The sequence below is a fragment of the Pseudomonas sp. IT-P260 genome, from assembly GCF_949768395.1.
Lineage (GTDB): Bacteria > Pseudomonadota > Gammaproteobacteria > Pseudomonadales > Pseudomonadaceae > Aquipseudomonas > Aquipseudomonas parakoreensis.
This window is the reverse complement of sequence record NZ_CATKPO010000039.1, coordinates 251,926-278,761: the sequence shown is the minus strand read 5'-3', so window position 1 is coordinate 278,761 and position 26,836 is coordinate 251,926. Positions and strand designations below refer to the sequence as shown.

Genomic DNA, 26,836 nt, shown 5'->3' with positions numbered 1-26,836 from the left:
TTGATCCTCATCTGCGCAAAGAAGATCAAAGGCAAAAGATCGCAGCCTTCGGCAGCTCCTACAGGAGGTGTTAGGGTCAGGAAGAAAAAATTTCCGTATAACGACGAATCCATTGGTCATGCACAGTCGCCAGGAAGGCGTTGTCGTGCATGATCGCCTTCTCGGCAATCTGCTCCGGCGTGAGGATGTACGGGCTCTTGCGCGCTTCCGCGGAGATGATCGCCTTGGCGTTGACCGGGCCGTTGAAGATGTCTTCGGCCATCTTGCCCTGCACCAGCGGGTCGAGAGAGTGGTCGATGAAGGCATACGCCAGATCGGTGTCGCCCGGACGGTTCTTCGGCATCACCGAGAGCATCAGGTCGGTGTAGAAACCTTCCTTCATGCCAAACGTGGCACCGAGGCCGTAGTTCGGGTCACGGATCTGCTTGGGGAAAAACGCCGGGGCGTACAAACCACCCATGTCCAGGGAACCGGTGCGGAACAGCTCGGCGATCTGGTTCGGGTTCTCGCCGAGGGTGACCACGCGATCCTTCAGCTCGGCGAGTTTCTTGAAGCCCGGCTCGATGTTGTGTTCGTCACCGCCGGCCAGTTTCGCGGCGATGATGATCAGGTCCATCGCCTCGGTCCAGTTCGGCGGCGGCAGGAAAATGTTCGGCGCCAGATCGGCATCCCACAGCGCGGCGTAACTGTCCGGTGCCTGTTTGAGGGTCCGGGTGCTGTAGACCAGACTGTTGCACCACAGCAGGTAACCGATGCCATGCCCGTTGGCGCCGGTGCGGTATTTTTCCGGTACGTCGATCAGGTTGGGAATACGGTTGAGGTCGGGTTTTTCCAGCAGCCCGGCGGCGGCCAGACCTTCAGCGCCGACCCCGGCCAGGGTGATGATGTCGTACTGCGGACGGTCACCTCCGGCCTTGAGTTTGGCGACCATTTCCGAGGTGCTGCCAGTGCGGTCGGCGATGACCTTGGCGCCGGTCTTGGCCTCGAAGGTGGCGGCAATGTTGCGCAGTGCGGCGAGGCCGGTGTCATCCGACCAGGTCAGCAAACGCAGGGTCTTGCCGGCAAACCGCGTGTCGCTGGCGCTGGCCCGGATGAAGGGCATGCTCAGGGCCGCCGCCGCTACCGAGGCGACGCCGACGGTTTTAATGAATTGACGCCTGTTCAGATCATGCTCGCCCATGAAGGACTCCCTTTGTTCTTTTAAGTATGAGGTTGGTCGCAACCGTTGCATCCGCGCGGCCGGATCCGCTGCAGGCCTTGTATTCAAAGGCCTGCAGCGCAGCCGACGGGTTCATCCTGAGGTCGTGCAATACACCTGACTATCGATAAAAACTCATCGAAGCCATGACACCGACGCATGCCTCGTTGCGAGGCATGCGCTCACCTTTTTCGGGCGTTCAGAGCGCCCGGATCACGTGTTTGATTTCCTGAAACGCAGCCAGGCCCCACGGCCCCAATTCACGGCCGATGCTGCTCTGCTTGTAGCCGCCCCACGCCGTCTGCGGGAAGATCACTTGCGGCGCGTTGAGCCATACAAGCCCCGCCTGCAGGGCGTTGGCGACGCGGTCGGCAGTCTCGGCGTTACGCGTCACCACACTGGCGACCAGCCCGAACTGGCTGTCGTTGGCCAAGGCAATCGCCTCGGCTTCGCTGCCGAAACGGCGCACACAGAGCACCGGGCCAAAAATCTCTTCACACCACAACGCACTGTCGAGGGGCACGTCGGTGAACACCGTCGGCTGCAAAAAATAACCGCGCGGCAGATGCGCCGGACGATTGCCGCCGCACACCAGCTTCGCCCCGGCACTCAAACCGCGATCGATGTGGCCGAGCACGCGCTGGTATTGCGCCTGATTGACCAGTGCGCCCATCTCCACGTCCGGGTCGAACGGGTCGGCCACGCGAATCGCTAGCGCGCGCTTTTGCAGACGCTCAAGAAATTCATCGGCCAGCTCATCGGCGACCAGCACGCGACTGGTGGCTGAGCACATCTGCCCGGCATTGAAGAAACCGCCGCCGCAAGCCAGTTCCACGGCCAGTTCCAGATCGGCATCTTCGAGCACCAGCAGCGAAGATTTGCCACCCAGCTCCAGGCTCACGCCCTTCACGGTTTCGGCGGCACGCTGCATCACTTGCACGCCGACAGCGTTGCTGCCGGTGAAGGAAATTTTCGCGATGCGCGGATCCGCCGACAGCGGCGCACCCACCGCCAGACCGGTGCCGCAGACCAGGTTGAACACGCCCTCGGGCAGACCGGATTCAGCAATGATCGCCGCCAGTTCCAGCTCCGGCAGCGGCGTGACTTCCGAGGGTTTGAGCACCACGCAGCAACCGGCGGCCAAGGCCGGTGCGAGCTTCCACGCAGTGGTGACCATCGGAAAATTCCACGGCACGATCAGCCCGACCACACCGCACGGTTCACGACGCAGACGCGCGCTGAAATCGTCGCTGGGCAGCGCCACGTTGCTGTCGAGTTGGGCGTCGAGGCCTTCGGCCAAACCGGCGTAATACTCGAAGGTGGCGATCACATCATCGACATCGATGGCTGCTTCGAACTGTGGCTTGCCGTTGTTGCTCGACTGCAACTTCATCAGGTGATCGCGACCGTTGCGCACACCGTTGGCAATGTTGCGCAGGATCGCGCCGCGTTCGGCGCCAGTGGTTTTCGACCAGCGCTTGAACGCTGCAGTGGCCGCGCTGACGGCCAGATCAACCGCGCGTTCATCGCCGCCATTGACCGTGGTCAGCAGTGCTTCGGTGGCCGGGTTGATCACCCGCAGGTGCTCACGCCCGGCGGACCATTGACCATTGATGTACAGACCATCGAGGGTGGTTGGGAAGTTGATCATTGGGCCACCGCCTGCATCCATTGGGTCTGGTCGATTTCGATCACGGTCGGGCCTTGGCGGTCAGTCGCCGCACGCAGCGCGCCACGCAATTGCTCAACCGAGCTGATCGCTTCAGCGGCGCAACCCAGAGCCTTGGCCACACCGATGAAATCCGGGGTGTAGATGTCGACGCCGACCGGTTCGATGGCGCGGTTGACCATGTACTTCTTGATCTCTTCGTAACCCTGGTTATTCCACAGCAGCACGATAACTGGCGTGCGCGCTTCAACTGCGCTGGCCAGTTCCGGCAGGGTGAACTGCAAGCCGCCGTCGCCGATCAGGCACACCACTGGCGGACGAGCGCCACCCTCAATGCCGCCACCGAGCCACGCGCCAATCGCCGCCGGCAAGGCATAACCGAGGGTGCCGTAACCAGTGGACGAGTTGAACCAGCGCCGTGGTCGTTCCGGGTTGAAGGTAAGGTTGCCGGTGTACACCGGTTGCGTGGAGTCGCCGACGAACACCGCGTCCGGCAACTCGTGCAGCACGGTTTCCAGAAAACGGGTCTGGGCCAGGGTTGGCGCATCCCAGGTCGCGGCCAGCTCATCGCGCAGACGCGCTGCCCGCACCTGGCCCCAATCGTTGCGCCGCTCGGCCAGCGCCTGCTGCGACAGCGCCCCGAGCAGCGCTTGCGCAGCGTTGCGCGAGTCGGCGACCAACGCCACATGCGGCGGATAGTTGCGCACGGTCTGATCGGCGTCGATGTCGATGCGCAGCAACTTGCCGGGAATCTCGAAGCCGCCGGCGAAGGTCACGTCGTAATCGGTTTCGGCCAGTTCGGTGCCGATTGCCAACACCACGTCGGCATCGGCGACCAGTGCGCGAGTGGCGACCAGGCTTTGCGTCGAGCCGATCAGCAGCGGATGGCTGGTCGGCAACATGCCTTTGGCGTTGATGGTCAGCGCCACCGGGGCGTCGAGCAACTCGGCCAGTTCGGTGAGTTCGGCGGCGGCATCGATGGAACCGCCACCGGCGAGAATCAGCGGACGCTGAGCGCCGGCCAGCAGTTCGCTCATGCGCCGAACGGCAGCCGGTGCAGCCCCGGCGCGGTCGATATTGACCGGGACGCTGGCGAGCAGTTCGTCGGCCTCTTCCACCAACACATCCAGCGGAATCTCGATGTGCACCGGACGCGGACGCCCGGCCTGGAACAGCGCGAAGGCACGGGCCAGCACGGCCGGCAATTCTGCCGCCGACATCAAAGTGTGGGAGAACGCCGCCACGCCGCCGACCAGCGCGCTCTGGTTCGGCAACTCGTGGAGCTTGCCGCGACCGCCGCCCAACTGGCTGCGGGTCTGCACGCTGGAGATCACCAGCATCGGGATCGAGTCGGCGTAAGCCTGGCCCATCGCGGTGGTGATGTTGGTCATGCCCGGACCGGTGATGATGAAGCACACCCCCGGTTTGCCGCTGGTGCGCGCGTAGCCGTCGGCCATGAAACCGGCGCCCTGTTCATGCCGTGGGGTGACATGGTTGATGCTCGAACGGGCCAGCCCGCGATACAGCTCCACGGTGTGCACCCCGGGAATGCCGAACACCTGCTCGACCCCGTAATCCTCGAGTAACTTGACCAGTACTTCGCCACACGTCGCCATGTCGATTGCCCTTCTGTCAGCTAAAAACACAGATCCCGTGTGGGAGCGAGCCTGCTCGCGAAAGCGCTGGATCAGCCAACATCAATGCTGAATGTGAAACAGCCTTCGCGAGCAGGCTCGCTCCCACATGATCTGAACATGGGCTCATTGAACGGGCGGCAGGTAGCGGCAACAATCGATTAAAAGTCATACTAGCCATGTCCTCACGTCATACCTTGGATCCACATGAAACGACTGCCTCCCCTGCCCGCCCTGCACACATTTCTGATCACTGCGCAGTGCTGCAACTTCACCCGGGCGGCCGAGCAGTTGCACATCACCCAAGGCGCCGTGAGCCGGCAGATCGCCGGGCTGGAAGATCATCTGGGGTATGAGCTGTTCATCCGTCTGGCCCGAGGCCTGGAGCTGACCGCCGAAGGGCGCGAATGGCTGCCGCGGGTGGAAAAGATCTTCGGGTTGATCAGCGAGGCCAGCGAGCAGATCGGGCGCAAGCGTCAGACCCTGCAACTCAAGGCGCCCAGCTGCGTGATGCGCTGGCTGGTGCCGCGCCTGCTGCAATGGCAAAAGGAACGCCCGGACGTGCCGGTCAAACTGACCACCACACTGGCCCACGGTGTCGACTTCCAGCGCGAGCAGTTTGATGCGGCGGTGATCTACGGCACGCCGCCGGACAACTCATCCACTGCCCTGCATCTGTTCGATGAGCAACTGACGCCGGTCTGTTCGCCTGCGTTATTGAAAGGCCCACCGGCGCTGAGCGAACCGGCCGATCTGCAACAGCATCTGCTATTGCATCCGACCCGCGATACGCAGGATTGGACGGTGTGGCTGACGGCGGCCGAATTGCAGTTGAACAACGTCAACACGGGCCAGCATTTCGAGACGCTGGATCAGGCGATGTCGATGGCGTCCCACGGGACGGGTGTGGCGATTGGCGACTGGTCGTTGATCGGCGACGACCTGCGCGCCGGGCGGCTGGTGATGCCGTTTGAGCTGAAGGTGAAAACGGGGCTGGGTTACTACGTGGTGATGCCGCAGGGTGCAGGGGCATCGCCGCAGCTGGAAGAACTGATGATCTGGCTGGTGGAGCAGGCGCATACCCGCTGAAACACCACATTCCCCTGTAGGAGCCGCCGCAGGCTGCGATCTTTTGATCTTGTTTTTAAAATCAAAGTCAAAAGATCGCAGCCTGCGGCAGCTCCTACAGGGATTGCGTTGCAGGTCAGTAGCCGACGGTAAACCGCTGACGCGAATGCTTCGGCGTTTCCACTTCGTCGAGCAGCGCAATCGCGTAGTCGGCGAAGGTGATCCAGCTGCGACCTTCGGCACTCACCAGCAAGTGATCCTTGCCGACGCGGAAGCTGCCGGTGCGCTCACCTTCGACAAACTCGGCCGATGGCGAGAGGAAGGTCCAGTCCAGTTCCTTCTCCTGACGCAAGGCATCGAGAAACGCTGCCCCGGCGCTGGCCTCGGCTTTGTACTCGGCCGGGAAACCGGCGCTGTCGATCACTCGGGTGTCATCCGGCAGCAGTAGCGAACCGGCACCACCGACCACCAGCAGACGTTTCACGCCCGCCTGCTTCACCGGGCCAACCACGGCACTGGCCGGTACGGTGGCGAAATGCGCGGCGCTGATCACCACGTCGTGACCGGCGACGGCGGCTTGCAGCGCCGCCGAGTCCAGCACATCGACATTCTTGCTGACCACACCGGCACGTGCGCCGATCTTCGAGGTGTCGCGGGCGATGGCGGTGACACTGTGGCCACGACGCAGGGATTCTTCCAGCAGTTGGCTACCGGCACGACCGGTGGCACCAATGATTGCGATCTTGCTCATGACATTCTCCAGTTGGCTTGAGAGTTTCAACGACGGCATAAATCTAATCTTGAAGCGGTATTCCCGGTGGCGAGGGAGCTTGCTCCCGCTGGAGGGCGAAGCACTCCCCGCCTGTTTCAGCTACAACGCATTGGCAGGTTTTACGCCTGCTGCGCAGGCGAGCGGGAGCAAGCTCCCTCGCCACAAAAGTCCTCTCGACCTGTGTTTCAGATCAATCGGCTTACCACTGCATTTCGCCCTTGGCGACTTTGGCGCTCAGCTCCAGCGAGCTTTCTTCGCCGAGTGTCGGGTAGCGCTTTTGCATGGCCTTGATCAGTGCGGCGGAATCCTTGACCTTGACGGTTTCTTCGTCGAAAGCCTTAATGTAGTCGGCGGTGAATTTCACGCTGGCCAGCGAGCGGCTGCTCTCGCCCAGAAAGTGACCGGGCACCACGGTTTTCGGCTTCAGGGTTTCGATCGAGTGCAGGGTTTGCAGCCAGTCGGCGTGGGATTGCGCGGTCTGGGTATCAGCCATCCACACATGAATGTTCTCTGCGACCACAACACCACCGACCACAGCCTTGAGCGACGGAATCCACACGAAGCTGCGATCCGGTTGTTTGCCTTCAAGGCCGACCACCTGCAGTTTCTGCCCTTCGAGCATCAGGCTGTCACCCTTGAGCACGCCCGGCACGATGGTTTTGGCCGGTACGTCGTTACCCATTTTCGGGCCCCAGAAGGCGAGTTTTCCGGCGACGGTTTTGTTGATGTGATCTACGGTCGGCTGCGAGGCCAGTACCTTCGCGTCGGGGAAAGCCTGGGTCAGGGTGTCGAGGCCGAAGTAGTAATCCGGGTCACCGTGGCTGATGTAAATGGTGGTCAGGTGCTTGCCGCTGGCGCGGATCTTTTCTACCACCTGCTCGGCCTGGGCCTTGCCGAATTGCGCGTCGACCAGGATCGCGTCTTTCTCGCCGCTGACCAGCACCGAGGTCACCGGGAAGATTGCGTTGGTGCCGGGGTTATAAACGTCCAGGGTCAGGTTGGCGGCAGCGGCGTGGGCCGCAAAACCGAGGGTGGCGGTGGCCAGCAAAACGCGCTTGAGGGTGGTGAAGCCGATCATCTGTTGCTCCGTGATCCGAATGCCGTGTTTGGCGATGGGACAGAGCTTAGTTGCCTGACTCGGTACAAAAAATGCGATGCTTGAACATAGTTTGTTTCTGAAAGCGGGCAAATCATGGATCGTCTTCAAGCAATGCGCGTGTTTGTCACGGTGGTGGATCTGGGCAGCCAGTCGGCAGCCGCCGATCATCTGGACCTGTCACGGCCGGTGGTGTCGCGCTATCTGGCGGAGCTGGAAGACTGGGTCGGCGCGCGTCTGATGCACCGCACCACGCGCAAATTGAGCCTGACCGCCGCCGGCAGCGAAATCCTGCCGCGCTGCCGACAGATGCTCGAACTCTCAAGCGATATGCAGGCCGCTGTCAGCGAACCCCACGATGCGCCGCGCGGACTGCTGCGCATCAGTGTCAGCACCTCGTTTGGCCAGGCACAACTGGCCGACGCGATGGCGGCGTACGTCAAGCGCTACCCCGGGGTCAGCATCGACCTGCAGATGCTCGACCGCACGGTGAACCTGGTGGATGAACGCATCGATCTGGCGATCCGCACCAGCAATGACCTGGACCCGAACCTGATCGCCCGGCGCCTGACGGTGTGTCGTTCGGTGGTCTGCGCCGCGCCCGCCTACTTGCGCGACAATCCGCCACCGCAGCGGGTCGAGGACCTGAGCCGGCACAACTGCCTGACGCATTCGTATTTCGGCAAGAGCCTGTGGCATTTCGAAGAGGACGGCGAACCGGTGTCAGTGCCGGTACAAGGCAACATCAGCGCCAACGAAGCCAGCACCCTGTTGCGCGCGACCCTGGCCGGTGCCGGCGTGGCGATGTTGCCGACCTATCAGGCCGGGGTGCATGTGCATGCCGGAGAACTGGTGCGTCTGCTGCCGGATGCCGAACCACGGCAGATGAACATCTACGCGGTGTACGCCTCGCGCAAGCACATGCCGGCGGCGTTGCGCAGCATGCTGGATTTTCTGGTGCAACGGTTTCCCGAGAATCCAGAGTGGGATGTGGGGTTGTAGAAAAGCAAAAGATCGCAGCCTTCGGCAGCTCCTACAGAGGAAATGCATTCCAAATGTAGGAGCTGCCGCAGGCTGCGATCTTTTGATCTTGTTCTATGCTGAAAGTAATACCGCAGGGTATGCGTTCAGAGGTCTACGCCATGAACATCAGAACAAGAAGGTACTTCGCGATCTTCATCACCTGCGCCGCTACGCTGGCGCTGTACGGCACTGCGGCCTGGCGGGTCGAGCAACTGCGACAACTGCCCCGCGATTATGCGAGCTGCAATTTCGAGCGCTGCATTCCGCACAATGCGACGCTGAACGCGTTGCGCTGATTGACCTGAGCTGGAATGCGGTCCTGTGGGAGCGAGCCTGCTCGCGAAAGCGGTGTGTCAGCCAACAACGATGCTGAATGAAAAACCGCCTTCGCGAGCAGGCTCGCTCCCACAGGGATTTGTGGTGGCAACAGATTTACTGCTCGGCCTTCAGCCGGTCGCGAAACGCCTTTGGCGAAATCCCCACCCTGCGCCGGAACAGGCGCGTGAAGTTGGTCGGATCGGAAAATCCCAACAATTCCGACATCTCGTAAATGGTCATGCTGGTGTACGTCAGCAAACGTTTGGCTTCCAGTAACTGGCGTTCGTGCATGATCTGCAGGGCTGGCTGCCCTGCCAGTTCCCGGCAAGTACCGTTTAGGTGCGACACCGAAATCCCCAGGCGATGGGCGAGGTCTTCGACCTTCACATGCTGGCGGTATGTCTCCTCGACCAATTGAATGAAACCGTTGAGGTATTCGCGCTGGCGTTGTGGGCGCTGACTGGCGTTATGACGCACGATCGCCTGACGGCTGACCCAGACCATGATCACGCTGACCAGCGAATGCATGAGCATTTCCCGCGCGGGTTGATGGCCGTTGTACTCGGCCTGCAATGCTGAAAACAGACTGTGCAGGTACTGCGCATCCTTGCCCGCCGGATAGTGCTCGGCCTGCGCCAGGGCATGCACCGAATTGCCCAGTTGCGCCTGCAGGTGGTTGATCAACGGATTGGCGAGGGTAACGACGAAACCTTCGACGTCCTCGGAAAAACGAAAGCCATGCACCGACAACGGGGGCAGGACTTGAATCGCGGGTTCGTTGAGCTGCGTGCGTTGACCTTCGATTTCAAGCTCTGCCTGACCTTTGAAAACGAAGAGTAACTGGCACAAATCGGCATGGCGGTGGGGTTTGATTTCCCATTGATGTTCGCGGCTGCGTTTGGAAATGGTTTCACAGTGCAGCAAGTCAGGGGTCGGCCAGTCCAGGCTTTCACCGTAGAGCTTGAACACCGGAATCGAAGGCAGGTCAGGCTTGTTCATCACTTCAATCCAGGCCTCGAGGTTTGCGGGCGATAATCGCACCGATTGGCAGAATGTACAGGTATCGGCTCAGTTTTCACCTTCAATTGACAGACCCGCAAGGGAAAAATGCAAGCACTCGATCCATAAAAATCATTCACCGACTCACGTCGCGTGAAGCTTGCGAGTCATAAAAACAATGAAAACGCTGAAAACCCAAGTCGCCATCATTGGCGCCGGTCCCTCCGGATTGCTCCTCGGTCAGTTGCTGCACAACGCCGGCATCGACACCCTGATTCTTGAACGCCAGACGCCCGACTATGTCCTCGGGCGGATTCGCGCCGGCGTGCTCGAACAAGGCATGGTAGAGCTGTTGCGCCAGGCCGGAGTCGGCCAGCGCATGGACGCCGAAGGACTGGTGCACGGCGGTTTCGATCTGGCCCTGGATGGGCGTCTGGCCCACATCGATCTGCAGGGTCTGACCGGTGGCAAAACCGTGATGGTCTACGGCCAGACCGAGGTCACGCGCGACCTGATGGCCGCTCGTCGGGAGGCCGGTGCGTCGACGATTTACGAGGCGAGCCATGTCGTTCCTCACGGCATGAAAAGCGACGAGGCCTTTGTCACCTTCGAAAAGGACGGCGAAACCTGGCGCGTCGATTGCGATTACATCGCCGGTTGCGATGGCTTTCATGGCGTGGCCCGGCAGTCGATTCCCGAAGACTGCCTGAAGATTTTCGAACGGGTCTACCCGTTCGGCTGGCTGGGAATTCTCGCCGACACTCCGCCGGTGCACGAAGAACTGGTCTACGCCCGTCACGAACGCGGCTTCGCCCTGTGCAGCATGCGTTCGGCCACCCGTACCCGTTATTACCTGCAAGTGCCGGCCGAGGAGAACGTTGCCGACTGGTCCGATGAGCGTTTTTGGGCTGAGCTGAAAACCCGTCTGCCCGCCGCGCTTGCCGAAAAACTGGTCACCGGCCCGTCGATTGAAAAAAGTATCGCGCCGCTGCGCAGCTTTGTCGTTGAGCCGATGCAGTACGGACGGATGTTTCTGCTCGGCGATGCCGCGCACATTGTGCCGCCCACCGGCGCCAAGGGCCTGAACCTGGCCGCCAGCGATGTCAGTACGCTGTTCAATATCCTGCTGAAGGTTTATCGCGAAGGGCGCACGGATCTGCTGGAGAAATACTCGGAAATCTGCCTGCGCCGGGTCTGGAAAGCCGAACGGTTTTCCTGGTGGATGACCTCGATGCTGCACCGTTTCGACGAGCATGATGCTTTCAGCCAACGGATCAGCGCCTCGGAACTGGACTACTTCGTCAGTTCAGAAGCCGGTCGAAGAACCATTGCAGAAAATTACGTCGGGCTTCCTTATGAGGCTATCGAATAGCTTCCTACCGACTTACACTGGCGAGCATCCCCGCTCGCCCGATGGCCTGCGGGATTCTCACTGCCCGCAGGTTCCGCCCGTGACCAATCTTCACCAGCCTGAAACACCCAAACCGGCCATTCGCAGCGTGCTGGTCGCGCTGATGCTGGCGATCTTTCTCGGGGCATTGGACCAGACCATCGTCGCCGTCTCGATGCCCGCCATCTCCGCACAGTTCAAGGACGTCAGCCTGCTGGCCTGGGTGATTTCCGGGTACATGGTGGCGATGACCGTGGCCGTGCCGATCTACGGCAAGCTCGGCGATTTGTACGGACGGCGCAAACTGATGCTGTTCGGCATGGGCCTGTTCACCCTCGCCTCGCTGTTTTGCGGCATGGCGCAAAGCATGGAACAACTGGTGCTGGCGCGGATTCTCCAGGGCATCGGCGCCGGCGGAATGATCTCGGTCAGTCAGGCGATCATCGGCGACATCGTCCCGCCCCGCGAACGTGGGCGCTATCAGGGTTACTTCAGCAGCATGTACGCGGTGGCCAGCGTCGCCGGGCCAGTGCTCGGCGGCTACATGACCGAATACCTGTCGTGGCGCTGGGTGTTTCTGATCAATCTGCCACTGGGGCTGGGCGCCTGGTGGGTGGCCAATCGCAACCTGCGCGGGCTACCGATTCCGCAGCGCAAACCGATCATCGACTACCTCGGCACGCTGCTGATGATCATCGGTTTGACCGCGTTGCTGCTGGCCATCACTCAGGTCGGTCAGGGCCATTCGTGGCGCAGCAGCGAAGTGCTTGGTTTGTTCGCCTGTGCGGTGCTGGTGCTGGCGGTGTTCGTCTGGCATGAACGCCGGGCGCGCGAGCCGCTGCTGCCGATGCACCTGTTCACCAACCGCAACGCGTTGCTGTGCTGGTGCACGATTTTCTTCACCAGTTTTCAGGCGATCTCGCTGATCGTGCTGATGCCGCTGCGCTTTCAGAGCGTCACCGGCGCCGGGGCCGACGCGGCGGCGTTGCACTTGCTGCCGCTGGCGATGGGCCTGCCGATAGGCGCCTATTTTGCCGGACGCCGCACCTCGGTGACCGGTCGTTACAAACCCCAGATTCTGACGGGTGCGATCCTGATGCCGATTTCAATTCTCGGCATGGCGTTCAGCCCACCGGATGCGACGCTGGTCAGCAGTCTGTTCATGCTGCTCAGCGGGATTGCCGGCGGCATGCAGTTCCCGACTTCATTGGTGGGCACACAGAACTCGGTGGAACAGCGCGACATTGGCGTCGCCACCAGCACCACCAACCTGTTCCGCTCGCTGGGCGGCGCGGTGGGTGTGGCCTTGATGTCGGCGTTGTTGCTGGCGTTGTTGCAGGATTCGAGTTTCGCCCATCTGGCGAGCAACTCGCTGCTCAGCGAAGGGCATTCGGGCAACGTGCTGCTCGACGGTTTGAACGCCGCACCGGGCGATGCGCAGAACGCCTTGCGTGCCGAGCTTTCGGTGACGTTCCGCCATTTGCTGTGGGTGAGTACGGCGGTGTCGTTGCTGGGGCTGGCGGCGGCGATTGCGATGCCGAACAACCTGCTGCGCGGGCGCGAGCACGGCGCCAAATAGGCACCAGCGCCACGAAAACCTGTGGGAGCGAGCCTGCTCGCGAAAGCGGTGTGTCATTCAACTGTGATGTCAGCTGACACTATGCCTTCGCGAGCAGGCTTGCTCCCACAGGGGGGCAATGGTGTTTTCAGGGGCTGTAGTAACCCACCGCCACCAGAAAATGCCCGACCTTCTTCAGGTACGCATGCTTGTCCTCGACCTTGCCGGTCACCGGGTTTTTCCAGCGGTATTCGTATTCACCCTCATCCTGATTGGCGATCAGCGCCAGCATCGGCTCGCCCACCGGTTTGCCTTCCGGATCCTTGATCTTGCTGAAGTCGGTGTTGATCAGGCGCAGGTTGGTGCCGTGGGCAACGTAGCGTTGGGTCTGCAGATCGACCACGAACACATACAAGTCATCCTGCAGATAACCACCTTTGAGCGAGTTGATGGCGGTCAGGGTGCCCTTCTCGTTTTTCCCCAGATCGGTTGCAGCCTTGTCGAGAAGTGCCTTGGCCTGCTCGGCTGATGCACGCGGCAGGTAATAACCGACTGCCAGAATCCGCTGACCGATTCGCTGGTAGTAGACATGTTTGCGCTCGACCTTGCCGTCGGCCCAGTTCTGCCAGCGGTATTCGGCCTGTTGAATGCCGTTGCCTTCCGGCACCAGCAGAGCGTCCTTGAAGGCTTTCTGCAAATCCGGCGCGAGCACCTCGCTGACGTCACGGCCGATCAAGGCTGAAGAGGGCCCGCCGCTGGCGAGCATCACGCCCTTGGTGTCGACCACGAACACGTAGCGATCCTTGTCGACGAACTCGCCCTGACGGCTGAACGCGGCGAAGGCCTTGTCACCGTTGTCGTGGTAATAGGCCAGGGCCTTTTCCAGCAAAGCGATGGCGGCCTTGCTGTCGTCCTTTTGTGTGGCGGCGTTGACCTGCCCTGCCCCCACAATAAGCATCACCCCGAGCCACGCCACTTTATGCAGAAACCCCATAACGCATCCCTCGTTCTTGTTGGTGTTTCAAGAGCGTAGACGGCTTGGGCTCGGACGGGGCGCCACATCCTGTAGCGAGGGGATTTATCCCCGATGGGGCTGCGCAGCAGCCCTGATGGAGAGAACACATATTTTCTGACACACCGAGCTAATGGTTTGGGAGCTGCTGCGCAGCCCCATCGGGGATGAATCCCCTCACCACATAGGTCCCTGGCTACAGTTCATCAGGCCCTACGGCCGGGCATTGATCTGCTGCTGCAGGTTCTGGATCTGCGCCTGCAGGGTGTTGAGGTTGCGGGTCATCTGGCCACGAAATGCGTCGAACTCGGCGGTATTGCCACCACCCTGCGCAGCGGCCGGACGGTTGTCCTGTTCGCTTTTGAGGACGACGATTTCCTGCTCCAGACGCTCGATCGCCGCGTTCGAATTGCCCTGCTTCTTCAGCGCCGTGATATCAGCGCCGAGGCTTTTCAGCTGGGCGTCATAACTCTTGAGCTGGGCGTCGACCTTGCCGGTGTCGGCCGGGGCGCTTTTCAGAGTGGCCAGTTCCGCGCTCAAGGCTTTGACCTGAGCCTGCAACTGGGTATTGGCGTTCTGTTGTTCGGTGGTCTGCGCGGTCATTTGCGCCAGACGCTTGTCCAGATCGCTGGCCTGACCGACCACGCCTTGCTGCTGTTTGCTTTGATCCAGCAACTGGGTTTCCAGCTGTTTGATCTGCAGCTTCAACGCTTCGCTGTCGCTGTTGACGTTGCTCTGGCTGGCCACCACCTTGCCGGAAATGTCTTGCAACCGCCCCGCCGCTTCCTCGCTGATGCGCGCAAAGCTTTCCTGAGTCGCCACCAACTGCTGCTCCATCAGCGAAATCTGCTGGAAACTCCACCAGGCCAGACCGATGAAGGCGAAGAACAGCGCGCCGACCAGTGCCCACAACGGCCCGGTGCTCGCAGCCTTGACCTTGACCACCGGCGGCGTGCGCGAGTGCACCGAGGTGCGGGCGCTGGGCGGAATGTCATCGTCGTCAAAGGTGTCGGCCCGCAGGCTCGGTACATCGTCGAAATCGTCGTTGGCATCGTTACGCATGGACATTGAGGCAACCTTTGTGGAACGCGGTGATGGCTAAATGCTGCGAAGTATAACCGCCGCAGCCGCAGGGATTGACCCTCAAGCGGCAGTGCGGTTCAGTGCTGGCCGGGCGACTTGTATCAACGGATGTCCTGGGCTTTCCACCAGCCACAGAACTCGTCGAGGGCCGACCACAGGCTGACTTTCGGATCGTAGTCCAGATAATGCCGGGCGCGGCTGATGTCGAGGGTGAAATTTTTCTTCATGACCTGCATGCCCAGCCGCGACAGGGTCGGCTCCGGGCGGCCCGGCCAGAGTTTGCACACGCCTTCGTTGAGCGCCGCAACGCTGTAGGCCAGGCCATACGAACGGTATTTGGTGACCTGCGGCACTTCCATCTTGCGCATCACGTAATTGACCACATCCCACAACGGCACCGGCGCGCCATTGCTGATGTTGTAGGCCTTGCCCAGTGCGGAACCGGCCGCCAGCAGACTGCTGAGCAGCGCTTCGTTGAGGTTCTGCACACTGGTGAAATCGACTTTGTTCAGACCGTCGCCAATGATCGCCAGACGGCCCTTGCGCTGCATGTTCAGCAGGCGCGGGAAGATGCTCATGTCGCCGGCACCCGTGACAAAGCGCGGACGCAGGGCGATGGTTTCCAGACCGAATTCCTGCGCACCGAAGACCTTTTGTTCGGCCAGGTATTTGGTGGCCGCGTAGTGATGTTTGAAACGCTTGGGCACTTGTTCTTCGGTCAGACCGAGGTGATCGCGGCCATCAAAGTAGATCGACGGCGACGACAGGTGCACCAGCCGCCGCACGCGTTGCTTTAGACAGGCTTCGACGACGTTTTCAGTGACCTGCACGTTGCCTTGATGAAAGTCCTGATAGCGCCCCCACAAGCCGACGGCACCGGCGCAGTGCACCACGGCTTCGACGTCGGCGCAGAGTTCGCGCACCAGATCCGCATCGGTGAGATCGCCCGGGACGAACTCGGCGCCACGGCGCACCAGATGCTCGACGCTTTCGGCCCGGCGACCGTTGACCCGCACGTCCAGGCCCTGCTCCAGGGCGAAACGCGCAAAGCGTCCGCCGATGAAGCCGCTTGCGCCGGTGACCAGAATTTTCATGTAACGCTCCGATGTCTTTCGTTTACCTGATACGTCTGTCTTGACGCTGATCGTCAGCCCAAGGGCACCAGCCAGCGCGATGAAGAACGTAGCAATTGTTCGGTCAGCAAGGCCAGCAGCTGACCGCCATTGCGCCAATGATGCCAGTACAACGGCACATCGATCGGTTTATCTGGCAACAGTTCGCGCAATACACCGCGTTGCAGTTGCTCGCGCACTTGCAGTTCCGGCACCAGTCCCCAGCCGAATCCGGCTTCGGTCAGGCGCACAAATCCTTCGGAGGACGGACACAAATGGTGCTCGAATCCGCCATCGACACCCAGCGATGCGAGATAGCGATGCTGGAGGAAATCGTCCGGGCCGAACACCAGCGCCGGGGTGCGCGGCAACTGTTCGGCGCGCACCCCGTCGGGGAAATGCCGCTCGATGAATGCCGGACTGGCCAGCGCTCGATAGCGCATCGCCCCGAGCAACACGCTGCGCGCACCGGCCACCGGGCGTTCGCTGGCGCAGACACACGCCGCCACTTCCCCGGCCCGCATGCGCTTGAGGCCGACGGTCTGATCCTCCACCACCAGATCCAGCAATAAATGCTGCTCGGCGCAAAAATCGCCCACGGCTTCGGCCCACCAGGTGGCGAGGCTGTCGGCGTTGAGGGCGATGCGCAGACGCTCCGGCAGGCCCTCCTCGTCGAGTGCGGGGACCAGGGTCTGCAAGTCACGCTCAAGCAGGCGCACCTGCTGCACATGGTTGAGCAGGCGTCGGCCAATCTCGGTCGGCGACGGCGGCGTACCGCGCACCAGCACCGGTTGGCCAACCCGCGCTTCCAGCAGTTTGATCCGCTGCGAGATCGCCGATTGCGACAAGCCCAGGACCTGCGCGGCGCGTTCGAATCCGGCCTGCTCGACCACGGCGGCCAGCGCGGAAAGCAATTTGTAGTCGAACATCAGTTTTCCTAATGAGCGATCAGCACTATTGGTTTTTCTTATACCGCTTTCGACCGGAGAATAGCCAGCAAGCACTCTTTATCAAGGAACACGGCAATGGCTGGCGAAACCTCTCTCACGACGCTGCTGCGCAGCATGAGCCCGCAGCTCAATGCCGGCGAATACGTGTTCTGCACCCTGCGTGACGGCCAGTTGCCGAGCGGTGTGGAGATTGTCGGCAGCTTCCGCGAGCAGGAAGGCCTGACCGTGATTCTCGAGCGCTCCCAGGCTGAACACGCCGGGTTCGCTTTCGATTATGTCGCGGCGTGGATCACCCTCAACGTGCATTCGGCACTGGAAGCAGTCGGCCTCACTGCTGCGTTCGCCAGTGCACTGGGAAAGGCCGGGATCAGTTGCAACGTGATCGCCGGTTATTACCACGACCATTTGTTTGTCGGTCAGGCTGACGCCGAACGCGCCATGCACGTGCTGCGCGATCTCGCAGCCAATGCGGAGTAATTATTGATGTGGCAAAGCTATGTGAACGGGCTATTGGTGGCCTTGGGGCTGATCATGGCGATCGGCACCCAGAATGCTTTCGTATTGGCTCAGAGCCTGCGCCGCGAACATCACCTGCCGGTGGCGGCGCTGTGTGTGGCGTGCGATGCGCTGCTGGTGGCGGCCGGGGTATTTGGTCTGGCCACTGTGTTGGCGCAGAACCCGACGTTGCTCGCGGTGGCCCGCTGGGGCGGCGCGGTCTTTCTGATCTGGTACGGCAGCCAGGCGCTGCGCCGGGCGTTCTCGAAACAGAGTCTGGATCAGGGCGAAAACCACACCGTACGCTCGTTGCGCGCGGTAATGCTCAGCGCATTGGCAGTGACGTTGCTCAACCCGCACGTTTATCTGGATACGGTATTGCTGATCGGCTCTCTCGGCGCGCAGCAGTCGGTGCCGGGCGCTTATGTCGTGGGCGCGGCGAGTGCTTCGCTGCTGTGGTTTTTCACCCTTGCCCTCGGTGCCGCATGGCTCGCGCCGTGGCTGGCAAGGCCGAGTACCTGGCGGATTCTCGATCTGGTGGTGGCGTTGATGATGTTCACGGTCGCCGGGCAATTGATATTGGCGCAGTGATTTATTCCAAACAGCTCTGGAACCTCTATCCCACACAGTTGTTGCGTGGTTAAGCCTTGACCCCGGTGCTATGATCCGAACCCTGCGCCGCAAAGAGTAAAAACTCGTCGGTGCATTTCTGGCCGCCCGTGATCGGCCTTGCGCTCACCGCAACAGACCTGATTAGGAGAATCATCATGGCTTTCGAATTGCCGCCGCTGCCTTACGCACACGATGCCCTGCAGCCGCACATTTCCAAGGAAACCCTGGAATTTCACCACGACAAGCACCACAACACCTATGTCGTGAACCTGAACAACCTGGTGCCAGGCACCGAGTTCGAAGGCAAGACCCTGGAAGAGATCGTCAAGACTTCCTCGGGCGGCATCTTCAACAACGCCGCTCAGGTCTGGAACCACACATTCTACTGGAACTGCCTGGCGCCAAACGCCGGCGGTCAACCAACCGGCGCACTGGCTGAAGCCATCAACGCAGCGTTCGGTTCGTTCGACAAGTTCAAGGAAGAGTTCAGCAAAACCTCGATCGGCACCTTCGGTTCCGGCTGGGGCTGGCTGGTGAAAAAGGCTGACGGTTCCCTGGCCCTGGCCAGCACCATCGGCGCCGGCAACCCGCTGACCAGCGGCGACACCCCGCTGCTGACCTGCGACGTCTGGGAACACGCTTACTACATCGACTACCGCAACCTGCGTCCGAAGTACGTTGAAGCGTTCTGGAACCTGGTCAACTGGAAGTTCGTTGCCGAGCAGTTCGAAGGCAAAACCTTCACCGCTTAAGCTGCGCGCCAGTCAAAAAACCCGGCTATTGCCGGGTTTTTTATGCCTGCGTGTATCTCACGATGAACGCTGTCTCCGGCCACTTGCCGGTGCAGCACAGCGGGCTACCATCAAATCAGCGAAAATTTGTTCCAGCCTGCTCAAGTTGAGGGCCAAAACTACCGACACAGTACAAATAGAGCAGACACTCCAGGCAGCTGCATTTCGGCCAACGCCACAGGCAAATATCCCTGGGCTTGATTGTCCCTTTGACTGCCAACACGGGATTGCCAATACTCATGGCAACTTGACGCTACCCGCACGGAACAAGGAATAACCCTTTGAAGCTGGAACTCAAGAACAGCTTGTCGGTGAAGTTGCTCCGGGTCGTGCTCCTTTCGGCATTGATCGTCGGCGTGGTCTTGAGCTGCGCCCAGATTGTTTTCGATGCCTATAAAACCCGCCAGGCGGTGGCCGGCGACGCGCAGCGCATCCTCGACATGTTCCGTGATCCCTCGACGCAGGCCGTCTACAGCCTGGACCGGGAAATGGGCATGCAGGTGATCGAAGGTCTGTTCCAGGACGACGCCGTGCGCCAGGCCTCCATCGGCCATCCCAACGAAGCGATGCTCGCGCAAAAGTCCCGTGAGTTGCAGCACTCCAACAGCCGTTGGCTGACCGATCTGATCCTTGGTCAGGAACGCACCTTCACCACCCAATTGGTCGGTCGCGGCCCGTACAGCGAGTATTACGGCGACCTGAGCATCACCCTCGACACCGCCACCTATGGCGAGAGTTTCATCGTCAGTTCGGTGATTATTTTCATTTCCGGCGTATTGCGCGCCCTGGCCATGGGCCTGGTGCTGTATCTGGTCTACCACTGGCTGCTGACCAAGCCGCTGTCGCGGATCATCGAGCACCTCACCGAAATCAATCCCGATCGCCCCAGCGAGCACAAGATTCCGCAGCTCAAGGGCCATGAGAAAAACGAACTGGGGATCTGGATCAACACCGCCAACCAGTTGCTCGAATCCATCGAACGCAACACCCACCTGCGCCACGAAGCGGAAAACAGCCTGCTGCGCATGGCCCAGTATGACTTCCTCACCGGCCTGCCGAACCGCCAGCAATTGCAGCAGCAACTGGACAAGATTCTGGTCGACGCCGGCAAGCTGCAACGCCGGGTCGCAGTGTTGTGCGTGGGGCTGGATGATTTCAAAGGGATCAACGAGCAGTTCAGCTACCAGACCGGCGACCAGTTGCTGCTGGCGCTGGCCGACCGCCTGCGCGCCCACAGCGGTCGCCTCGGCGCCCTCGCCCGACTGGGTGGCGACCAGTTTGCGCTGGTGCAGGCCGATATCGAGCAGCCTTACGAGGCGGCAGAACTGGCGCAAAGCATCCTCGATGATCTGGAAGCGGCGTTTGACCTCGATCATCAGCAGATCCGACTGCGCGCGACCATCGGCATTACCCTGTTCCCCGAAGACGGCGACAGCACCGAGAAGCTGTTGCAGAAGGCCGAGCAGACCATGACGCTGGCCAAGACCCGCTCGCGCAATCGCTATCAGTTCTACATCGCCAGTGTCGACAGCGAGATGCGTCGCCGTCGCGAGCTGGAAAAAGACCTGCGCGACGCACTGATTCGCAACCAGTTCTACCTCGTCTATCAGCCGCAGATCAGCTACCGCGATCACCGCGTGGTCGGGGTCGAAGCGCTGATTCGCTGGCAGCATCCGGAACACGGTCTGGTGCCGCCGGACCTGTTCATTCCGCTGGCCGAACAGAACGGTACGATCATCGCCATCGGCGAGTGGGTGCTGGATCAGGCCTGCAAGCAACTTCGGGAATGGCACGATCAGGGCTTCGTCGACCTGCGCATGGCGGTCAACCTGTCCACCGTGCAACTGCACCACGCCGAGCTGCCGCGGGTGGTCAACAACCTGCTGCAGATTTACCGCCTGCCGCCGCGCAGCCTGGAGCTGGAAGTCACCGAAACCGGCCTGATGGAAGACATCAGCACCGCCGCCCAGCATCTGCTGAGCCTGCGCCGCTCCGGCGCGCTGATCGCCATCGACGACTTCGGCACCGGCTACTCATCGCTGAGTTACCTGAAAAGTCTGCCGCTGGACAAGATCAAGATCGACAAGAGCTTCGTCCAGGATCTGCTGGATGACGACGACGATGCGACCATCGTTCGCGCCATCATCCAGCTGGGCAAGAGCCTGGGCATGCAGGTGATCGCCGAAGGCGTGGAAACCGCCGAGCAAGAGTCCTACATCATCTCCGAAGGCTGTCACGAAGGTCAGGGTTACCACTACAGCAAGCCGCTGCCGGCCCGGGAGCTGACGGCCTACCTCAAGCAAGCCCAACGCAGCAACGCGGCTATTTTATAAAGTCAAAAGATCGCAGCCTGCGGCAGCTCCTACAGGGATCGCATTCCCCTGTAGGAGCTGTCGAGTGAAACGAGGCTGCGATCTTTTGATCTGCGCCATCACACCGGCGTAAACAAGAAATATTTCCAGCCACAACCCTTTACACATAATGCGAAAGATTTGCATTATGTCGCAGCTTTGCGCACCCCCGCGCCCTGTCCATTCCATTACCGAAGCAGGATGTTCGCCATGATTCGTATGCCTCTGGCTACCGCCAGTCTGCTGGCCATCGCTATTTCCCTCGCCGGTTGCGGCGAAGGCAAAGACAAGGCTGCCGCCCCGGCCGCGCCGACGCCGGCCGCCAGCACCGCCGCTGCACCGGCCCCCGCCGCTGCCGGTAAAGTCGATGAAGCCGCCGCCAAGGCTGTGGTTGCGCACTACGCCGACATGGTCTTCGCCGTCTACAGCGATGCCGAATCCACTGCGAAAACCCTGCAAACCGCGGTCGACGCGTTCCTCGCCAAGCCGAACGCCGACACCCTGAAAGCCGCTCGGGCAGCCTGGGTCGCTGCGCGCGTGCCTTACCTGCAGAGCGAAGTGTTCCGCTTCGGCAACACCATCATCGACGACTGGGAAGGTCAGGTGAACGCCTGGCCGCTGGACGAAGGCCTGATCGACTACGTCGACAAGTCCTACGAACACGCACTGGGCAACCCGGGTGCCACCGCCAACATCATCGCCAACACTGAAGTGCAGGTCGGCGAAGACAAGGTCGACGTGAAGGACATCACCCCGGAAAAACTCGCCAGCCTCAACGAGCTGGGCGGCTCCGAGGCCAACGTCGCCACAGGCTACCATGCGATCGAATTCCTGCTCTGGGGCCAGGACCTGAACGGCACCGGCCCGGGCGCCGGCAACCGTCCGGCGTCGGACTACCTGGAAGGCGCAGGCGCCACCGGCGGTCACAACGATCGTCGCCGTGCCTACCTCAAAGCCGTGACCCAACTGCTGGTCAGCGACCTGGAAGAAATGGTCGGCAACTGGAAGCCGAACGTGGCGGACAACTACCGCGCCACCCTGGAAGCCGAGCCGGCTGAAAGCGGTCTGCGCAAAATGCTGTTCGGCATGGGCAGCCTGTCCCTGGGTGAACTGGCGGGCGAGCGCATGAAGGTTTCGCTGGAAGCCAACTCGCCGGAAGACGAACAGGATTGCTTCAGCGACAACACCCACAACTCGCACTTCTACGATGCCAAAGGCATTCGTAACGTGTACCTGGGCGAGTACACCCGGGTTGACGGGACCAAGATGACCGGCGCCAGCCTGTCGTCGCTGGTGGCCAAGGCTGACCCGGCTGCCGACACCGCGCTGAAAGCCGATCTGGCCGCTACCGAAGCCAAGATCCAGGTCATGGTCGATCACGCCAACAAGGGTGAGCACTACGACCAGTTGATCGCAGCCGGCAACACCGCCGGCAATCAGATCGTGCGTGACGCCATCGCCGCGCTGGTCAAGCAGACCGGTTCGATCGAAGCCGCTGCCGGCAAGCTGGGCATCAGCGACCTGAACCCGGACAACGCTGATCACGAGTTCTGATCACGCGCGTCTGCGTCAAAAAAGGCGACCTTCGGGTCGCCTTTTTCATGCCAGCCGTACACAAAACCCTGCTCCATGGTGTGTTGGATATCAGGTACACCACCAATCCCTGTGGGAGCGAGCCTGCTCGCGAAGGCGTCACCGGGTACAACATCGTCAGCGCGGCGGACACCGCTTTCGCGAGCAGGCTCGCTCCCACAGGGTTTGCATGAGCTTCAAGAGTTGCGCCACATCAAGCAAACGATAATTCCTCTTATTCAAACTCACTCGCCCTGTTAGACTTTGCGCCTTTGTTTTCGCCCGTCCGCAGGAAGTCTGATGCCCTCGCTGCTGCTTCGCTTGTCCGCACTGTTTCTGGCCCTGGGCCTGAGTGCCTGCGATGACGCCCCGCGCTTTACCAAGGCTGAGCCCGGTGAAGCGCGTTCGGGCGGGGCGACGACCGTGCGCAAGACCGATCAGAATGCGTTCTCGCTGCCTTCGGCCAATCTGCCGCCGTCGCGTCGGGTCGACTTCAGTGTCGGCAACAGTTTCTTCCGCAGTCCGTGGGTGATCGCCCCGTCGACCACCACCGCCCGCGATGGCCTCGGCCCGCTGTTCAACACCAACGCTTGCCAGAACTGCCACATCAAGGACGGCCGCGGACACCCGCCAGCGCCGGATGCGGCGAACGCGGTGTCGATGCTGGTGCGCCTGTCGATTCCCGATTCGCCGGCCTATGCCAACGTCATCGAGCAACTCGGCGTGGTGCCGGAGCCGGTCTACGGCGGCCAGTTCCAGGACATGGCCGTGCCCGGTGTCACGCCTGAAGGCAAGGTGCGCGTCGAGTACACCCCGGTACCGGTCCGTTTCAAGGACGGCACCGAAGTCGAGCTGCGCAAACCGGTGCTGCAATTCGCTCAGTTGGGCTACGGCCCGATGCACCCGGACACGCGTTTCTCGGCCCGGGTTGCGCCGCCGATGATCGGCCTCGGCTTGCTCGAAGCGATTCCCGAGGACGCGATACTCGCCAACGCCGCCGCGCAAGCCAAAGAGAACAACGGCATCAAGGGCCGAGCGAATCGGGTCTGGGATGACGCGCAGCAAAAGACCGTCATGGGTCGATTCGGCTGGAAAGCCGGGCAACCCAATCTCAATCAGCAGAATGTCCACGCGTTTTCCGGAGACATGGGCCTCACGACCAGCCTGCGCCCCTTCGATGACTGCACCGACGCGCAAACCGCGTGCAAGCAGGCGCCGAACGGCAATGCCCCGGACGGTGAGCCGGAAGTCAGCGACAACATCCTGCGTCTGGTGCTGTTCTACACCCGCAACCTGGCGGTGCCGGCGCGCCGTGGCGTCAACGACGAGCAAGTGCTGGCCGGCAAGAACCTGTTCTTCCAGGCCGGTTGCCAGTCCTGCCACACCCCGAAATACACCACCGCCGCCAACGCCGCCGAACCTGAACTGGCCAATCAAGTGATTCGCCCGTACAGCGATCTGCTGCTGCACGATATGGGCGACGGCCTGGCCGACCACCGCAGCGAATTCCAGGCCTCCGGCCGCGACTGGCGCACCCCGCCGTTGTGGGGGATCGGCCTGACGCAGGCAGTCAGCGGCCACACTCAGTTTTTGCATGACGGCCGCGCTCGCAACCTGCTCGAAGCCGTGCTCTGGCATGGCGGCGAAGCGCAGCAGGCGCAGCAACAGGTTTTGTCTTTCAACGCCGAACAGCGTGCCGCGCTGCTGGCGTTCTTGAACTCACTTTAAACACTTAAAAGAATCGGGAGCCCGACATGTTCCGTCCCAAGTTGTTGTTCACCAGCCTTGCCGCACTTGCTCTTGGCGCCTGCTCGCCGCAGGACCCGCAAGCAGTCACGTCGGCGGCCATCGCCAAATCGGTGATCCTGCCGACCTACACCCGTTGGGTCGAAGCCGACAAGCAACTGGCGGTCAGCGCCCTCGCCTACTGCCAAGGCAAGGAAACCCTGGAAACCGCCCGCGCCGACTTCCTGCACGCGCAGAAAGCCTGGGCCGAGCTGCAACCGTTGCTGATCGGGCCACTGGCCGAGGGCAACCGTTCGTGGCAGGTGCAATTCTGGCCGGACAAGAAGAACCTCGTTGGTCGTCAGGTCGAGCAACTGGTGGTCGCCCAGCCGCAGATCGACGCCGCCGCACTGGCCAAATCCAGCGTGGTGGTACAGGGCCTGTCGGCTTACGAATACATCCTGTTCGATGAAAAACCGGACGTCGCCAACGCCGAGCAAAAAGCCAAATACTGCCCGTTGCTGATCGCCATCGGCGAGCGCCAGAAGCAACTGGCCGAAGAGATTCTGCAGAGCTGGAACAACACCGACGGCATGCTCGCGCAGATGAGCAAATTCCCCAACCAGCGCTACGCCGACTCCCACGAAGCGATCGCCGATCTGCTGCGTGTGCAGGTCACCGCCCTCGATACCCTGAAGAAAAAACTCGGCACGCCAATGGGCCGTCAGAGCAAGGGTGTGCCGCAACCGTTCCAGGCCGATGCATGGCGTAGCCAGTCATCGCTGACCGCGCTGGAAGCCAGTCTGGCAGCGGCCAAAACCGTCTGGGAAGGCGTCGACAACAAGGGCCTGCGCGGTCTGTTGCCGGCCGAGCAGAAACCGTTGGCAGACAAAATCGACGCCGCTTACGCCGCGTCGCTGGAGCTGTTCGGCAGCACGCAACGCTCGCTGACCGAAATGCTTCAGGACGACGCCGGTCGTCAACAACTCAACGATCTCTACGACAGCCTCAACGTCGTCCATCGCCTGCACGAAGGCGAACTGGCCAAGGCGCTGGGCATCCAACTGGGCTTCAACGCCAACGACGGTGACTGATGAGGGCAAGTGCCATGCTGCGACGCCAGGCTCTGACTTTAGGTAGTTTGCTGCTGGGAGCAGTGACACTGGGCGGCTGGACGCTGTTCAAGCGCAAGGATCAGAGCCCGCTGTTGCTCTCGGCGCGCGATGACACCGACGGCAAGCATTACGCCGTCGGTTATCGGCTGGACGGTACTCGGGTGTTCGCCACCGAAGTCGGCCAGCGTTGTCACGACATCATCAACCACCCGACGCTGCCGATTGCGCTGTTCGTCGCCCGCCGCCCGGGCACCGAGAGCTACCTGATCGACCTGCGCGACGGGACCTTGCTGCAAACCGTGACTTCGCAGCCGAACCGGCACTTCTACGGCCACGCCGTGGTGCACAAGGACGGCGAATACCTGTACGCCACCGAGAACGACACCACTGATCCGGGACGTGGCCTGCTCGGGGTGTACAGGTTCGAAGGCGAGCGGCTGGTGCACAGCGGCGAGATTTCCACCCATGGCCTCGGCCCGCATCAGGTGTCGTGGATGCCCGATGGCGAAACTCTGGTGGTGGCCAACGGCGGGATCCGCACCGAGGCCGAAAGCCGCGTCGACATGAACCTCAACGCCATGGAACCGAGCCTGGTGCTGATGCAGCGCAACGGTACCCTGCTGAGCAAGGAAACCCTTGCGCAGCAGATGAACAGCGTGCGTCACCTGGGCATCGCCAGCGACGGCACCATCGTCGCCGGCCAGCAGTTCATGGGCGCCTCGCATGAGCGTTCCGAACTGTTGGCGATCAAGCGTCCGGGCCAGCCCTTCGTGGCGTTCCCGGTGCCGGAGCATCAGTTGCAGTCGATGGGGCATTACACCGCCAGCGTTGCGGTGCACAGTGAACTGCGGCTGGTGGCGTTGACCGCACCGCGCGGCAACCGCTTCTTCATCTGGGACCTGGACAGCGGCGAAGTGCGCCTCGACGCGCCGCTGCCCGATTGCGCCGGCGTCGGTGCGGTGCAGGACGGCTTCGTCGTGACCTCGGGTCAGGGCCGTTGCCGTTACTACGATTGCCGCCAGGATCAACTGCTCGCCAAACCGCTGGAACTGCCGGCGGGGCTCTGGGATAACCATCTGCACTTGATCGCATAATCCACCTGCTCTGAGTACGACTCATAACCTGTGGCGAGGGGATTTATCCCCGATCGGCTGCGCAGCAGTCGCAAAACCATCGCACACGGTTCAATTGACAGACCGCGGTGTCAGGTTTTGGGGCGGCTTCGCCACCCATCGGGGATGAATCCCCTCACCACAGGTTCAGTGTTCAGACTTCTTCACTCCGTCCTCCCCT

23 protein-coding genes are annotated in these 26,836 nt (G+C 61.5%); 13 read left to right on the top strand and 10 right to left on the bottom strand.

The window, feature by feature from the left end:
- Nucleotides 1-76: 76 nt before the first annotated feature.
- The 3 genes from ACM6HV_RS17720 to ACM6HV_RS17710 all read right to left on the bottom strand — a co-directional run bounded on the left by ACM6HV_RS17720 (nt 77) and on the right by ACM6HV_RS17710 (nt 4,483).
- Entirely contained in the window at nt 77-1,180 is a 1,104-nt protein-coding gene (locus ACM6HV_RS17720; protein WP_027612490.1) for an ABC transporter substrate-binding protein, read from the bottom strand.
- Between the two features lie 217 nt (nt 1,181-1,397).
- On the bottom strand, nt 1,398-2,849 hold the full coding sequence (locus tag ACM6HV_RS17715) for an aldehyde dehydrogenase family protein (RefSeq protein WP_414904876.1): 1,452 nt from the start codon (nt 2,847-2,849) through the stop codon (nt 1,398-1,400).
- A complete protein-coding gene (locus ACM6HV_RS17710; protein ID WP_414904875.1) occupies nt 2,846-4,483 on the bottom strand; it encodes a 5-guanidino-2-oxopentanoate decarboxylase in 1,638 nt (545 codons plus the stop codon). The genes ACM6HV_RS17715 and ACM6HV_RS17710 overlap by 4 nt, the downstream gene beginning before the upstream one ends.
- Nucleotides 4,484-4,708: 225 nt before the next feature.
- On the opposite strand from ACM6HV_RS17710, the gene ACM6HV_RS17705 reads away from it, so the two are divergent.
- Nucleotides 4,709-5,590 (top strand): LysR substrate-binding domain-containing protein, encoded by an 882-nt coding sequence (locus ACM6HV_RS17705; protein WP_414904874.1) that lies wholly within the window; start codon nt 4,709-4,711, stop codon nt 5,588-5,590.
- Nucleotides 5,591-5,705: 115 nt separating this feature from the next.
- Here the strand turns inward: ACM6HV_RS17705 and ACM6HV_RS17700 are convergent, their stop codons facing one another.
- On the bottom strand, nt 5,706-6,320 hold the full coding sequence (locus ACM6HV_RS17700; RefSeq protein ID WP_414904873.1) for an NAD(P)-dependent oxidoreductase: 615 nt from the start codon (nt 6,318-6,320) through the stop codon (nt 5,706-5,708).
- 220 nt (nt 6,321-6,540) lie between these two features.
- A complete protein-coding gene (locus ACM6HV_RS17695; RefSeq protein WP_414904872.1) occupies nt 6,541-7,419 on the bottom strand; it encodes an MBL fold metallo-hydrolase in 879 nt (292 codons plus the stop codon).
- A gap of 114 nt (nt 7,420-7,533) precedes the next feature.
- On the opposite strand from ACM6HV_RS17695, the gene ACM6HV_RS17690 reads away from it, so the two are divergent.
- Both ACM6HV_RS17690 and ACM6HV_RS17685 read left to right on the top strand, forming a co-directional pair.
- Entirely contained in the window at nt 7,534-8,439 is a 906-nt protein-coding gene (locus ACM6HV_RS17690) for a LysR family transcriptional regulator (RefSeq protein ID WP_414904871.1), read from the top strand.
- A gap of 140 nt (nt 8,440-8,579) precedes the next feature.
- Nucleotides 8,580-8,756 carry a hypothetical protein gene (locus ACM6HV_RS17685; RefSeq protein ID WP_174376820.1) on the top strand — a complete coding sequence of 59 codons (177 nt, stop codon included), beginning with the start codon at nt 8,580-8,582 and terminating at the stop codon, nt 8,754-8,756.
- 136 nt (nt 8,757-8,892) lie between these two features.
- Here the strand turns inward: ACM6HV_RS17685 and ACM6HV_RS17680 are convergent, their stop codons facing one another.
- On the bottom strand, nt 8,893-9,777 hold the full coding sequence (locus ACM6HV_RS17680; RefSeq protein ID WP_095668431.1) for a helix-turn-helix domain-containing protein: 885 nt from the start codon (nt 9,775-9,777) through the stop codon (nt 8,893-8,895).
- Between the two features lie 187 nt (nt 9,778-9,964).
- On the opposite strand from ACM6HV_RS17680, the gene pobA reads away from it, so the two are divergent.
- Together pobA and ACM6HV_RS17670 are read left to right on the top strand one after the other, a co-directional pair.
- Nucleotides 9,965-11,149: a 4-hydroxybenzoate 3-monooxygenase gene (gene pobA / locus ACM6HV_RS17675; protein WP_414904997.1), complete on the top strand. Its 1,185-nt coding sequence runs from the start codon at nt 9,965-9,967 to the stop codon at nt 11,147-11,149.
- 79 nt (nt 11,150-11,228) lie between these two features.
- The gene (locus ACM6HV_RS17670; protein WP_086791809.1) at nt 11,229-12,746 is read left to right on the top strand and encodes an MDR family MFS transporter; all 1,518 of its coding nucleotides are present in this window, start codon (nt 11,229-11,231) and stop codon (nt 12,744-12,746) included.
- Nucleotides 12,747-12,873: 127 nt separating this feature from the next.
- Here ACM6HV_RS17670 and ACM6HV_RS17665 read toward each other — a convergent pair whose 3' ends face one another.
- The 4 genes from ACM6HV_RS17665 to ACM6HV_RS17650 form a co-directional block, all read right to left on the bottom strand.
- Nucleotides 12,874-13,719 (bottom strand): cache domain-containing protein, encoded by an 846-nt coding sequence (locus ACM6HV_RS17665; RefSeq protein ID WP_414904870.1) that lies wholly within the window; start codon nt 13,717-13,719, stop codon nt 12,874-12,876.
- 231 nt (nt 13,720-13,950) lie between these two features.
- Nucleotides 13,951-14,805, bottom strand: coding sequence for an ATPase (locus ACM6HV_RS17660; RefSeq protein WP_239777999.1), 855 nt, complete (start codon nt 14,803-14,805; stop codon nt 13,951-13,953).
- A 116-nt stretch (nt 14,806-14,921) separates the two neighbouring features.
- A complete protein-coding gene (locus ACM6HV_RS17655; RefSeq protein WP_047296149.1) occupies nt 14,922-15,914 on the bottom strand; it encodes an NAD-dependent epimerase/dehydratase family protein in 993 nt (330 codons plus the stop codon).
- A gap of 53 nt (nt 15,915-15,967) precedes the next feature.
- Nucleotides 15,968-16,861, bottom strand: a complete 894-nt coding sequence (locus ACM6HV_RS17650; protein ID WP_041068427.1) for a LysR family transcriptional regulator ArgP — start codon at nt 16,859-16,861, stop codon at nt 15,968-15,970.
- A 96-nt stretch (nt 16,862-16,957) separates the two neighbouring features.
- On the opposite strand from ACM6HV_RS17650, the gene ACM6HV_RS17645 reads away from it, so the two are divergent.
- The 8 genes from ACM6HV_RS17645 to ACM6HV_RS17610 all read left to right on the top strand — a co-directional run bounded on the left by ACM6HV_RS17645 (nt 16,958) and on the right by ACM6HV_RS17610 (nt 26,637).
- Nucleotides 16,958-17,359 carry an ACT domain-containing protein gene (locus ACM6HV_RS17645; RefSeq protein ID WP_098965335.1) on the top strand — a complete coding sequence of 134 codons (402 nt, stop codon included), beginning with the start codon at nt 16,958-16,960 and terminating at the stop codon, nt 17,357-17,359.
- Nucleotides 17,360-17,365: 6 nt separating this feature from the next.
- Entirely contained in the window at nt 17,366-17,968 is a 603-nt protein-coding gene (locus ACM6HV_RS17640) for a LysE/ArgO family amino acid transporter (protein WP_086791803.1), read from the top strand.
- 176 nt (nt 17,969-18,144) lie between these two features.
- Nucleotides 18,145-18,741, top strand: coding sequence for a superoxide dismutase (locus ACM6HV_RS17635; RefSeq protein WP_003227660.1), 597 nt, complete (start codon nt 18,145-18,147; stop codon nt 18,739-18,741).
- Nucleotides 18,742-19,061: 320 nt separating this feature from the next.
- Nucleotides 19,062-21,113 carry a putative bifunctional diguanylate cyclase/phosphodiesterase gene (locus tag ACM6HV_RS17630; protein WP_414904869.1) on the top strand — a complete coding sequence of 684 codons (2,052 nt, stop codon included), beginning with the start codon at nt 19,062-19,064 and terminating at the stop codon, nt 21,111-21,113.
- Between the two features lie 228 nt (nt 21,114-21,341).
- Complete coding sequence (locus tag ACM6HV_RS17625) at nt 21,342-22,685, top strand: imelysin family protein (RefSeq protein ID WP_108183656.1); 1,344 nt, start codon at nt 21,342-21,344, stop codon at nt 22,683-22,685.
- Nucleotides 22,686-23,003: 318 nt separating this feature from the next.
- Complete coding sequence (locus ACM6HV_RS17620) at nt 23,004-24,431, top strand: di-heme oxidoredictase family protein (protein WP_414904868.1); 1,428 nt, start codon at nt 23,004-23,006, stop codon at nt 24,429-24,431.
- A 26-nt stretch (nt 24,432-24,457) separates the two neighbouring features.
- Complete coding sequence (locus ACM6HV_RS17615) at nt 24,458-25,522, top strand: imelysin family protein (protein ID WP_414904867.1); 1,065 nt, start codon at nt 24,458-24,460, stop codon at nt 25,520-25,522.
- A gap of 14 nt (nt 25,523-25,536) precedes the next feature.
- The gene (locus tag ACM6HV_RS17610) at nt 25,537-26,637 is read left to right on the top strand and encodes a DUF1513 domain-containing protein (protein ID WP_414904866.1); all 1,101 of its coding nucleotides are present in this window, start codon (nt 25,537-25,539) and stop codon (nt 26,635-26,637) included.
- Nucleotides 26,638-26,836 lie beyond the last annotated feature (199 nt).